This is a genomic window from Stenotrophomonas indicatrix, from assembly GCF_050573115.1.
GTDB classification, from domain to species: Bacteria; Pseudomonadota; Gammaproteobacteria; order Xanthomonadales; family Xanthomonadaceae; genus Stenotrophomonas; species Stenotrophomonas lactitubi_A.
In genome coordinates, this window is record NZ_JBNYZT010000001.1 from 819,253 (window position 1) to 831,274 (window position 12,022).

10 protein-coding genes and 1 tRNA gene are annotated in these 12,022 nt (G+C 65.7%); 5 read left to right on the forward strand and 6 right to left on the reverse strand.

The features are described 5' to 3' along the window. Window positions 1–213: 213 nt before the first annotated feature. Window positions 214–948, reverse strand: coding sequence for a hypothetical protein (locus ACQ5SA_RS03690; protein ID WP_499312724.1), 735 nt, complete (start codon window positions 946–948; stop codon window positions 214–216). A 192-nt stretch (window positions 949–1,140) separates the two neighbouring features. Here ACQ5SA_RS03690 and ACQ5SA_RS03695 point away from each other — a divergent pair, with 192 nt between their 5' ends. Beyond that, a complete protein-coding gene (locus tag ACQ5SA_RS03695; RefSeq protein ID WP_499313327.1) occupies window positions 1,141–3,894 on the forward strand; it encodes a UvrD-helicase domain-containing protein in 2,754 nt (917 codons plus the stop codon). Window positions 3,895–4,019: 125 nt separating this feature from the next. On the opposite strand, the gene ACQ5SA_RS03700 is transcribed toward ACQ5SA_RS03695, so the two are convergent. Then, a tRNA-Ser gene (locus tag ACQ5SA_RS03700) sits at window positions 4,020–4,109 on the reverse strand. An 85-nt stretch (window positions 4,110–4,194) separates the two neighbouring features. Continuing rightward, the gene (locus tag ACQ5SA_RS03705; RefSeq protein WP_025878750.1) at window positions 4,195–5,187 is read right to left on the reverse strand and encodes a LysR family transcriptional regulator; all 993 of its coding nucleotides are present in this window, start codon (window positions 5,185–5,187) and stop codon (window positions 4,195–4,197) included. Window positions 5,188–5,309: 122 nt separating this feature from the next. Between ACQ5SA_RS03705 and ACQ5SA_RS03710 the strand changes: the two genes are divergently transcribed. Both ACQ5SA_RS03710 and ACQ5SA_RS03715 read left to right on the forward strand, forming a co-directional pair. Continuing rightward, entirely contained in the window at window positions 5,310–5,897 is a 588-nt protein-coding gene (locus ACQ5SA_RS03710; RefSeq protein ID WP_447935110.1) for an FMN-dependent NADH-azoreductase, read from the forward strand. 135 nt (window positions 5,898–6,032) lie between these two features. Next, window positions 6,033–6,383 (forward strand): SH3 domain-containing protein, encoded by a 351-nt coding sequence (locus tag ACQ5SA_RS03715; RefSeq protein WP_499312726.1) that lies wholly within the window; start codon window positions 6,033–6,035, stop codon window positions 6,381–6,383. A 207-nt stretch (window positions 6,384–6,590) separates the two neighbouring features. Here the strand turns inward: ACQ5SA_RS03715 and serS are convergent, their stop codons facing one another. Continuing rightward, window positions 6,591–7,871, reverse strand: a complete 1,281-nt coding sequence (serS, locus tag ACQ5SA_RS03720; protein WP_108266847.1) for a serine--tRNA ligase — start codon at window positions 7,869–7,871, stop codon at window positions 6,591–6,593. 113 nt (window positions 7,872–7,984) lie between these two features. Between serS and ACQ5SA_RS03725 the strand changes: the two genes are divergently transcribed. After that, on the forward strand, window positions 7,985–8,629 hold the full coding sequence (locus ACQ5SA_RS03725; RefSeq protein WP_499312727.1) for an energy transducer TonB: 645 nt from the start codon (window positions 7,985–7,987) through the stop codon (window positions 8,627–8,629). 118 nt (window positions 8,630–8,747) lie between these two features. Further along, the gene (locus ACQ5SA_RS03730) at window positions 8,748–9,314 is read left to right on the forward strand and encodes an energy transducer TonB (RefSeq protein ID WP_499312729.1); all 567 of its coding nucleotides are present in this window, start codon (window positions 8,748–8,750) and stop codon (window positions 9,312–9,314) included. 135 nt (window positions 9,315–9,449) lie between these two features. Here ACQ5SA_RS03730 and aroA read toward each other — a convergent pair whose 3' ends face one another. After that, entirely contained in the window at window positions 9,450–10,757 is a 1,308-nt protein-coding gene (gene aroA / locus ACQ5SA_RS03735) for a 3-phosphoshikimate 1-carboxyvinyltransferase (RefSeq protein WP_499312730.1), read from the reverse strand. Window positions 10,758–10,831: 74 nt separating this feature from the next. Beyond that, entirely contained in the window at window positions 10,832–12,022 is a 1,191-nt protein-coding gene (gene pheA, locus ACQ5SA_RS03740) for a prephenate dehydratase (RefSeq protein ID WP_499312732.1), read from the reverse strand.

A 12,022-nucleotide genomic window follows, 5' to 3' on the forward strand; every position in this document is an offset into this window, starting at 1 on the left:
ATTGTGTGCCGCCTGCGACAGCCGGGACCTTCTGCGTACTGGAGCCGTGACGAAGCGCACGCAGCGGAGCAGTCGACCATCGCCCACGGCGTGGCCGATTACGACGATCGAATTACCCAAAGCGCCGCCATCATGCAGATCACGACGCGCCTATAGGTTCGTCGCATTCCGCCACAGACTGCTACGGGCGCGCATGCGGCATGGCCACGGTCACTACTGCCCCACCATGATGGGCGCCTTGCATTCACTGCGGAAGTTCGCCGCCTTGCGGTCCAGCGCTACGCGCAGTTGCGAAACCCGCGCCATCTTGCCGCGCATCGCTGACAGGGGCAGCGCGCCCGCAAACTCGGACTGGGTCACGCCCAGCGGATCGGGACCACGACGGATGTTCCAGACAAGGGCATCCAAGTCCGTGCCAAATGCCAGCACCGTGTCCAGCGACAACAACGCTCGCCCATACAGGCTTCCATCCTGAAGGCGCGTCCAGTCCATGGTGTTGGTCAGGCTGGTGGAGTGAACCGAGAACTGTCTGGCCGGATCGGCGGAGCGGTACAGATGAATCCACGTATGCCCCGGGTCTTTCAGTGGCTGGCCGATCTCCTTTGCGTTGAACCGGAACTCCATACCCACAACCACGTCGCGCTCGGGAACGGTCTTCTGACGGGTCGCATCACGCGGCCAGTGGTAGGTCAGTTTCCAACTGAACGAGGCACCGGTGCCGAAGGAGACCTGCTTCGATGTCCATTGATAGGTGTCGCGCGATTCCGTAGCCCCGGTGGCTCCATCCACATAGCGCACGGCATCCCAGGCCCCGTCGGCCTCTTCCGACCAGAGACCACACGCCAGTGATGAGACGGCTGCCTGTGCAGCGGCGGGCAGCGCTGCGGCCAACAGCGCGACGGCCAACACACGGATTCGGCGCGGGACATGCTGCATCAGCTTCGACATGGGAATCCTTCCTGGGTTGCATCCATTGAGCGGCGGCGAGCTCGGGTTGCGGGCCCCACGGTAGCCCGGTGCAAGCCCGCATGCGCTCAGGCGGAGGCGGTACAGGCCACACGCGACACCAAGCCCGCTTATCATTGGCCCGTAAGGGCACTTTACGCCCAATGACGTATGCAAGGCAGTTTCCGGATGTCTATGGAATGGCGCCCCTCGGGCTGGGGCCAGCGTTTGACCCGTTCAGCACACTGGCTGCTGCGGCTGGAAGGCGAATACGTCGAGATTCGCATGGGCGGAAAGCACTACCGCCAGCACGTGGACGATGTTGCGCGCGTGCGGGTCATTCCGGGCCTGTTCTGGGCCCGGGTCGAGCTGCAGACTGAAGACAATCAAACGGTGTCCGTCGATGGCCTGCCCAACCGCCAGGCGTCCCAGCTTTCGGCCGCCGTGCAGCAGGTCCTGTTTACCTGCACGACCCGCGGTCGGAAAGCGCTCTTTGCAGACATCCTCGCGCAGATCCTCTGCTGGCTGGCCGAGGCAGACGCCCTGACCGACCGCGGCAGCGCCGACCGCCGCTGGATCACCCACGAACAGCAGCAAGCACTGCTGGCCGAGCGCCCCGCCCTGCCCCTGCAGCCGTCCGAGCTGCAGCAGCTGTTCCTCGATGACGCCGTACACGAAGACCTGCACGCACACAGCCAGCGGGCCGCGCTGGACGCCCTGCACGACTGGGAACTGGATTGGTCGGCCGTCTGGGCCGAGGCCAACGCGACCATGGCAACGCGCGAGCTGGTGCTGGCCAGGAGCTTCCTGCACCAGGTGGAGAGCAAGCCGCTTACCGAAGAACAAGCCCGCGCGGTCATCTGTTTCGACAACCGCGTGCAGGTGGTCGCCTCAGCCGGCTCCGGCAAGACCTCCACGATGGTGGCCAAGGCTGCCTACGCTATCGACCGTGGCTTTGTGGCCCCCGAGCGCATCGTGATGCTGGCCTTCAACAAGGACGCCGCCAAGGAGCTGGAAGATCGAGCACAGCGATCCTTTCAGCGACTGGGCATGGGCGATACCGTGGTGGAGGCGCGCACTTTCCATGCACTTGGCCTGTCCATCATCGCCAAGGCGACGGGACGCAAGCCCGATATTCCCGAATGGGCCATCGATGCAACGCTGGGCTTCAACAAGCTGGCCGAGCTGGTGGACGACCTGAAGGACCGCTCGACCCACTTCCGCACCCAGTGGGACATGTTCCGGCTGGTATTCGGGCGCGATCTGCCGCCACTGGGCGCGCAGATGCTGGCCGATGGCTACGACCGAGATGGCACCCCCTACATCCGCACCCTGCAGGGTGAACGGGTGAAGAGCCTGGAAGAGTGCGTGATTGCCGATTGGCTGTTCTACAACGGCGTGGCGTACGACTACGAGCGGCGCTACGAGTTCGACACCGCCACGGATACCCATCGCCAGTATCGCCCGGACTTCTATTACCCGGACGCCGAGCTGTACCACGAGCACTTCGCGCTGGATGCCGACGGCCAGCCGCCGCAGCAGTTTGCCAACTACGCCGATGGCGTGCGCTGGAAACGCGAGCAGCATGCCGCACGCGGTACTGCGCTGGTCGAGACCACCTCGTTCGGGCTGCGCAGTGGCGAGGCCCTGCACCACCTGTCGGAACGGCTGGGCGAATCTCGCATCGAGCTCGACCCCAACCCGGATCGCGAGCTGCCCGATAGCGGCGCCAAGCCCATGCCCGATGCGGATCTGATCGGGCTGATGCGCACCTTCATTGCCCACGCCAAGAGCAACTGCCTGAGCCTGGAAGACATGGCCGAGCGTCTGCGGCAGATGCCCGAGGACCAGTTCAAGGAACGCTACCGGCGCTTCCTGGAAATCGCCGGACCCGTGTTCCAGGCGTGGGACGACGCGCTGGCGGACGAACGCAGCATCGACTTCGAAGACATGTTGAACATGGCCGCCGGGCTGCTGGAACAGGGCCACTATGAATCGCCCTACGAGCTGGTGATGGCCGACGAATTCCAGGACGCTTCGCGCGCCCGCGCCCGCTTGTGCCGCGCATTGGTCAACCGCCCGGGCCACTATCTGTTTGCCGTAGGCGACGACTGGCAGTCGATCAACCGCTTCGCCGGCGCCGATGTTTCAGTGATGACCGGTTTCCGCGAATGGATGGGGCACGGCCAGGTGCTGAAACTGGAGCAGACGTTCCGCTGCCCACAGGCACTGTGTGATGTTTCCAGCCGCTTCATCAGCCGCAATCCGACGCAGATCGCCAAAGAAGTTCGCTCTGCTGCGCCGGCAATGGGCCCGGTGCTGCAGGCGTTCCAGATGAACCGGCGTGAGGAGGTGCAGGATGGTGTTCGCCAGTACCTGTCGAAGCTGCACCAGCAACTGCTGGCGGGTACGGTTCCGCACGGCCGCAACGGGCGCGTGACTGTCTTTGTTCTGGGGCGGTATCGCGCGGATCGCGGTGCAGTGCCTTCGGATTGGAAGACGGCCTTCGGCGGCACGATGGAGGTCGAGTTCCTGACCGCACATCGATCGAAGGGCCGCGAGGCGGACTACGTGATCCTGCCAGGCATGATCAACCGTGGCTTCCCTAGCCTACGGTCGGATGATCCGGTGCTTTCCCTGGCGATGCCGGAGGGTGATACCTACCCGCTGAGCGAAGAACGGCGGTTGTTCTATGTGGCGCTGACGCGTGCGCGACGCTCGGTTGCGATGTTCACCCTGCAAGGGAAGCACTCGCCGTTCCTGGATGAGCTGGTGAACGAAGGCGCCGTGGAGGTCACCGGGATTTCAGGGACGGCTATCAACGAAGAGCGCTGCCCGGTATGCAAGGTGGGCGTGTTTGTAGACAGAACGGGGCCGCATGGGCCTTTCAGGTCGTGCTCCAGTTACCCGTTGTGCCATAGCAAGCCGAAAGGTGGTTTTCGTGGGTAAGCACATCCGGCCTCATCCACTCGTGCCTGCGCATCTCAGGGGCGCATGCTGATCTGACGGTTCGATGGCGCGCAACTGCGGCGACAACGAAAAAGCCCCTGTTTCCAGGGGCTCTTTAAGACAACTGGCGGAGAGAGTGGGATTCGAACCCACGGAAGGTTTAACCCTTCGCCGGTTTTCAAGACCGGTGCCTTAAACCGCTCGGCCATCTCTCCGTATCGGCCCAGCCTGCTGGCCGGGCACGCATTCTCGCACGGCCGGGCAATTTGCCCAAGACCGTTGTTCCATCGGAAGCAGGCCTCAGCCCGCGTCCACCGCCAACGCACCCAGCGCACTGGCCTTGATCCGCTCCTTGGCCTTCTCGCAGGCGCCACCGCAATCCAGGCGCGAGGCCTCCAGCTGCGGCGGCAGGTGCTCGGCCAGGAAGTCGATGAACACCCGCACCGCCGGCAGCAGGCCGCGGCGCGAGGCGAACACGGCATGGCACACGCCCTGCGGCAGCGACCAGTCCGGCAGCACCACTTCCAGCTCGCCATTGCGCACGGCATCGGCGCAGACGGTTTCCGGCAGCATGGTGATGCCGAAGCCGTCCTTCACCATGCTCTGCAGCAGCGGGAAGTCAAAACCGGCCACGCGCGGCTGCAGATCCACCCGGCGCACCGCGCCTTCCGGTCCGTGCAGTTCCCAGCGCTGACGCGCCTCGTCTTCGCTGATGCTCAGGGTGACGTGGTTCGCCAGCTCTTCCGGATCCTTCGGGCGACCGGCGCGGTCCAGGTACTTCGGGCTGGCCACCAGCAGTTCCTGCACCTGGCCGAAGCTGCGCATCACCAGGCTGCCATCGTCATCAAGGCGCGAACGCACGCGCAGGGCCACGTCGTAGCCTTCGTTGATGATGTCCACGCGGCGGTTGCTGATGTTCAGCTGCAGCCGCACCTTCGGGTACTGCTCGAGGAACTTGGGCAGCAGCTTGGGCAGCTGCATCTGTGCCAGCGATACCGGCACGCTGGCGCGCACCAGGCCGCGCGGCTCGGCGCTGAGGCGGTCCACCACCTCGCGCGCGGCCTGCGCCTCAGCCAGCATGGTCTGGGCGTGGCGGTGCACGCTGGTGCCGACATCGGTAACGGCAAAGCGGCGCGTGGAGCGCTGCAGCAGGCGCACGCCCAGGTCGGTTTCCAGCTGGCTGATGCGGCGGCTCAGGCGCGACTTGGGGATACCCAGTGCGCGCTCGGCGGCGGCGAAACCGCCGTGGTCGACCACCATCGCGAAGTAGTACAGATCATTCAGGTCATGCATACCCGAGTTCCATTAGTAGAACAATACGTGGCATTCAACCACCTTTATCCCGCCCTTGCAACAACCTATTGTTCTCTCCGTCGGCGGCAAGTCCGCCACCTCTCCCGAACATAGGTACTGCCATGAAGCTTCTGCACATCGACGCCAGCGTGCTTGGCGACAACTCCGTCTCCCGCCACCTGACCGCCGCCGTGGTGGCCCAGTTCAAGCAGCAGATCGACGGCCTGCAGGTTGATTATCGCGATCTTGACGCCAATCCGGTACCGCATCTGCGCAGCGGTTCGCTGGCCAAGACCGATGCCGCCGAGGCTGCCGATGCTGAACAGGTGCTCGAGCAGTTCCTGGCTGCCGACATCGTGGTGATCGGCGCGCCGATGTACAACTTCAGCGTGCCCTCCACCCTGAAGGCCTGGATCGACCGCGTGGCGGTGGCCGGGCGCACCTTCAAGTACACCGAGAACGGCCCGGTGGGCCTGGCCGGTGGCAAGCGGGTGATCGTGGTCAGCAGCCGTGGCGGCATCTACACCGATTCGCCGGCGGACTTCCAGGAGCCGTTCCTGCGCCAGACATTCGCCTTCTGGGGCATCAACGACATCGAGTTCGTGCGTGCCGAGGGCATCGCCTACTCGCCGCAGCACCGCGAAGACGCGATTGCCGGTGCGCTGGCAGCGCTGCCGTCGCATGAGGCGGTGGAAGTGGCAGCGGCGTAACGCGTTCCAGCGTTCGGCGCCTCTCTCCCTCGTCTGGGCGCTGAACGCGGGCCGGGATTCCCTCCCCCATCCCGGCCCACCCTACCCTGGCGGCCCTGCTTTTGCGGGGCCGCTTTTTTTTGCCACCATGGTGCGATGAACTACATCGTGATGGCTGCGCACCGCAGCGAATTCCCGCACCCCATCACCCTGCACCGTGGGCAAGCGCTGCTGGTGGGCGAGCGTTATGAGGGGCCCGAGGGTTGGGAGGACTGGTTCCTGTGCGAGGCCGAGGGACAACAGCCGGGGTTCGTGCCGGCACCGGTGATCGGTCGCGATGCGCAGGGTGGCGCATTTGCCACGGAGGACTACTGCGCGCGGGAGCTGGATGTGGACCCGGGGCAGCAACTGCGCGGGGTGCGCACGCTCAATGGTTGGGCGTGGTGTGTGCCGCAGGCTGGGGAAGCGGGCTGGGTGCCGCTGGAGAAGCTGCGCGCAGCGGGTTGATGGATTGCGCTATCCACGCATGGCGTGGATCTACTGCAAAGCCTCAGCCCTCCGTTGAGTGGATGTTCCACCGCACAGGTAGATCCACGCCATTCGTGGATGCCCCAGCGCCTAAGTAGATCCACGCCATGCGTGGATGAGGTGCCATGCAAGCATGGCACCCACCAAAGCCAGAGCAGTGCCATGCAAGCATGGCATCTACCGGGTTCAGCCGATGGTTTCGATACCGCCCATGTACGGGCGCAGGGCTTCGGGCACGGTGATGCTGCCGTCGGCGTTCTGATAGTTCTCCATCACCGCGATCATCGCGCGGCCCACGGCCACGCCCGAGCCGTTCAGCGTATGTGCCAGCTCCGGCTTGCCGGTGGCCGGGTTGCGCCAGCGGGCCTGCATGCGGCGGGCCTGGAAGTCGCCACAGTTCGAGCACGAGGAAATCTCGCGGTAGGTCTCCTGCGACGGCAGCCAGACTTCCAGGTCGTAGGTCTTGATGGCCGAGAAGCCCATGTCGCCGGTGCACAGCAGCACCTTGCGGTACGGCAGGCCCAGCTTCTCCAGCACCACTTCGGCGCAGCGGGTCATGCGCTGGTGCTCGGCGTCGCTGTCTTCCGGGCGGCAGATCGACACCAGCTCGACCTTCTCGAACTGGTGCTGGCGGATCATGCCGCGCACGTCACGACCACCGCTGCCGGCTTCGGAACGGAAGCACAGCGAGTGGGCGGTCATGCGCAGCGGCAGGCGCTCTGCATCGAGGATCTCGTCGCGGGCGATGTTGGTCAGCGAGATTTCCGAGGTCGAGATCAGGTAACGCTTCTGCTCACCCAGCTGGGTGATGAACATGTCCTCTTCGAACTTGGGCAGCTGGCCGGTGCCGTACAGGCTGTCGGCGTTGACGATCACCGGCACGTTGGTTTCCTGGTACTCGTGCTCGCCGCTGTGCAGGTCGAGCATGAACTGGGCCAGGGCACGGTGCAGGCGCGCGATCGGGCCACGCAGTACGGTGAAGCGCGAGCCGGACAGCTTGGCGGCGGTCTCGCCGTCCAGCCACTTGTTGCGCGCGCCCAGTTCGACGTGGTCGAGCACCTTGAAGTCGAACTGGCGCGGGGTGCCCCAGCGCGACTGCTCGACGTTCTCGCTCTCATCGGCGCCGGCCGGCACGTCGTCGGCGGGGATGTTCGGGATGCCCATCGAGATCGTATCGATCTTCTCGCGCAGCACGTCCAGCGCCACTTCCGAGGCCTTCAGCTCATCGGCGAAGGCAGCCACCTCGGCCATGATGGCCGAAACGTCCTCGCCCTTGGCCTTGGCCTGACCAATGGCCTTGGAGCGGCTGTTGCGCAGGCTCTGCAGCTCCTGGGTGCGCACCTGGATGCGCTTGCGATCCGCCTCCAGTGACTCCAGGGCAGACACGTCGAGCTCGAAGCCGCGGCTGGTGCGCAGGCGTTCGGCGAGGTCGGCGGGCTGGTGGCGGAGCAGGGCTGGATCAAGCATGGCAGGCGTCGTGGTGGGTAACAGGAACGGGATTATCGCCTGTTATACGGATTTCTGCCGCCCGGTTCATTCCGGCCGTGGCAGAATCGAGGCATTCCGTACTGGTCTGGTCCATGTCTGCTCCCCGTCCGTCGCCTGCCAAGTCGTTCACCGTGCATATCCCGCGCAACGCCCTGAAAATCGCCGGCATCGCCTTCGGCGTGGGCATCCTGCTGTTCGTGCTGGTCTGGCTGACCGGACGCGACAAGCAGTTCTTCCGTGCCGACCCGGCCGCGCAGACGCCGCAGGAAACCGCCCAGGTGGAACCGCTGCCCGAGCCGCTGGCCGCAGCGGCAGGCTCCAGCGACATGCCCGCCGCCAAGCCGGCCCCGGTGCCGGACGAAGAAGATGCGCCGAAGCTGGTGGAAACCGCCCCGCCGCCGCCACCGGCCACGGTTGAAGCAACGCCGACGGCGCCGGGCACTGCGGCACCGGCAACCGCCAATGCGCAGCCGATGCCGATTGCCGGCCAGTCGCCGCCGCCGGCCTACCCGGCCGCTGCCCTGCGACGCGGCGAAGCCGGCAGCGTGGTGGTGCGGGTGGAAGTGGATGCCACCGGTTACCCGAACAACGTGACGGTGATCCAGCGCAGCGGTTCGCGGGAACTGGACCGCGCGGCAACGGACGCGGTGCGTCGCTGGCGCTTCAGCCCGGCGGTCAGCAATGGCCAGCCGGTGCCGGGCAGCATTGAAGTGCCGTTCGACTTCAAGCCGCAGTAACTGAACGCTTCCCCGCAGAAAAGCTGAACCTTGCAGGTCGCGTTGACGCAATGCTGACACGCTGCGACGCCGCCTCGGGCAACACTCTGGGCGTCGTTACTGACGCGAGGAGTTTGCGATGACTGCCACTACCCACGAAAACCTTCATTCCCCGCAACTGCAGCAGGACGGCGTGCTTGAGCCCCGCTCGGCGTCTCCCTGGCTGTGGTTGGCCCTGATCGTGGCGATGTTTGCAGCGGCTCTGGTCTGGCTGCGTTTTTCCAATCATGACGAACCTGCGCCTGCACCGGTAAGCGAGCGCATGCTGCCAGCTACGGAGACGCCGGTTGCTGCCACGCCTGCCCCCGCGACGCGTCAGGCCGCGCCCGCGCAGAGCGAGCGCAAGGTGGCCCCGGCCGTACGCAGCCGTGAGGCGCGTCCGCTGGCCAGCAACAGCAAGCCGAGCTATCCGGCAGCTGCGCTGCGCAGTGGCGTGCAGGGCAGCGTGGTTGCCAGCTTGAGCGTCGATACCCGCGGCAACGTGACCGAAGCGGCGATCGTGTCGCGCAGTGGTGAGCGCAGCCGCGACCTGGACCGCGCCGTGCTGAACACCGTGCAGGGTTGGAAGTTCGAGCCGGCCGTGCAGCAGGGCCGTGCCGTGGCCAGCGTGGTGCGTGTTCCGGTGGATTTCCGCACCGAGCGTTGATCGTCGGTAACGCCTGAAATGAAAAAAACGGAGGCTTCGGCCTCCGTTTTTTTGTGCGCAGAAGCGTGCCAACCAAGGTTGGCACCTACCAGGCCATGTGATCCGCCAGGCCACGCCCGGCGGATGCCGTGCCGATCAGGCCAGGTTGAAGCCGGCGCTGCGGGCCAGGCCGTCGAAGTCCGGGAAGGACGTTGCGACGTTGGCGATTTCGTTGATGCGCACTTCGCCATGGCTGATCTGGCCGGCAATGGCGAAGGCCATCGCGATCCGATGATCGCCGTGGCTTTCAATGGTGCCACTGCCCAGCGATACGCCGCCGTGCAGGGTGGCGCCATCTTCGGTTTCGTCCACCTGCATACCCAGCGCGCGTAGGCCGGTCGCCATCGCAGCCAAGCGATCGGATTCCTTCACCCGCAGCTCGGCGGCGCCGGTCACCACGGTCTGGCCTTCGGCGGCAGCAGCGGCCACGAACAATGCCGGGAACTCGTCGATCATGTCCGGCACCAGCTCCTCGGGAATGCGCGCACCCTTCAGCGGCGCGTAGCGCACCACCAGATCGGCCACCGGTTCCCCGCCCTGCTCTGCCGGGTTCTGCTCGGTGATGTCCGCGCCCATCAGGCGCAGCGCGTGCAGCAGGCCGGTACGGCGCGGATTGAGGCCGACCTGCTTCAGGCGCAGTTCGGAGCCGGGAATGATGCTGGCCGCGACCAGGAAAAACGCGGCCGAGGAGAAGTCGGCCGGCACGACGATATCGGTCGCGCGCAGACGCTGGCCGCCACGCAGGCGGGCCTTGCCCGGCGAGAACGCGATGTCCACGCCGAACGCGGACAACATGCGCTCGGTGTAGTCGCGGGTCGGGTGCGGCTCGGTCACGCTGGTCTCGCCGTGCGCGTACAGGCCCGCCAGCAGCACGGCGGACTTGATCTGCGCGCTGGCCACCGGCGAGGCAAAGTCGATGCCGTGCAGCGTCTGCCCGCCATGCACCTGCAGCGGTGGCGTGCCGTCTGCCTCGGTGTCGATCTTCGCGCCCATCTGCGACAGCGGACCGGTGACGCGGCGCATCGGACGGCCGGACAGCGATTCATCGCCGACCAACGTGCAGTCGAATGCCTGACCGGCCAGCAGGCCGGCGAGCAGACGCATGCCCGTGCCGGCATTGCCGCAATCCAGCGGCGCGCTTGGCGCCTGCAGGCCGTCGATGCCGACGCCATGCACGATGCGCTGCGACGCGCTGGGGGTTTCGATGCGCACGCCCAGCTGACTGAAGATACGCGCGGTGGCGCGGGTGTCTTCGCCTTCCAGGAAGCCCTCGATATGCGAGGTGCCGTCAGCCAGCGCGGCGAACATCACCGAGCGGTGCGAGACCGACTTGTCGCCGGGAATGGTCAGGCTGCCCTGCAGGGGCTGGCCCTTGCGGGCGATCCAGTGCTGCGCGTTGCTCATCGTTGAATTGTTCCGTAAACGCCGGGTCGCCGGCGGTGCATCAGGGGCGGCGGCCGCAGCCGCCGCAGCAGGGATCAGGGCACGGCCACCGGATAGGAGCCAAGCACCTTGATCTGCGCCGAGTGCGCTTCCAGTTCGGCCAGTGCGGCCTGCATCGGTGCATCGTCGATATGGCCGGCGAGGTCGATGAAGAAGCCGTATTCCCACTTGCCGTGGTGCGAGGGCCGCGACTCGATGCGGTTCATGCTGATGCCATGGCGCGCGAACGGGCTGAGCACATCGAACAGCGCGCCGGGCTTGTCATGGATGAACACCAGCACCGAGGTACGGTCGTGGCCGGAGGTCGGGAAAATGTTGCGGCCCACTACCAGGAAACGGGTGGTGTTGTCGGCATCGTTCTGGATCGGCTTGGTGACGACCTTCTTCAGGCCGTACACGTGGCCGGCGCTCTCTCCGCCGATGGCTGCAGCGTCGTCGGCATTGCGCGCACGGCGCGCGCCTTCGGCATTACTGGCCACCGGAATCTTCTCGGCCTTGGGCAGGTTGGCGCGCATCCATGCCGAGGTCTGCATGAACGACTGCGGATGGCCGTAGACGCGTTCGATGTCTTCGATGCGGCCACTGCGCGACATCAGGTACTGCTGCACGCGCAGTTCCACTTCGCCGCAGATCTTCAGGTTCGAGGTGAGGAACATGTCCAGGGTGATCTGGATGGTGCCCTGCCCCGAGTTTTCCACCGGCACCACGCCAAAATCGGCGTTGCCGGCTTCCACTTCCTGGAACACTTCTTCGATGCTGGCCATCGGCAGGCCCAGCGCCGAGCGGCCGAAGTGCTTGAGCACGGCCTGTTGGCTGAAGGTACCTTCCGGGCCGAGGTAGCCGATCTTCAACGGCTCCTGCTGGGCCAGGCAGGCCGACATGATTTCACGGTAGACGTGCACCAGCAGCTCATCGCTGAGCGGACCTTCGTTGCGGTCCACCACCATGCGCAGCACCTGCGCTTCGCGCTCGGGACGGTAGTAATCGACGGCGGCGGCGAGCTTGCCCTTGGCCTTGCCGACCTGGTGGGCGAACTGTGCGCGCTCGGCGATCAGGCTCTGGATGTCACGGTCGATCTGGTCGATCTTCGAACGCACATCGGCCAGCGCCAGGGGCGCCAGGGTGGGCACCGCGGTTGCCTTCGACTTGCCCTTCGGCTTGGACGTGGCGCTGTCTTTGGCCGATTCGGCCTTCTTCGACGCCTTCTTGCTGGGTTTGTTTGCCAT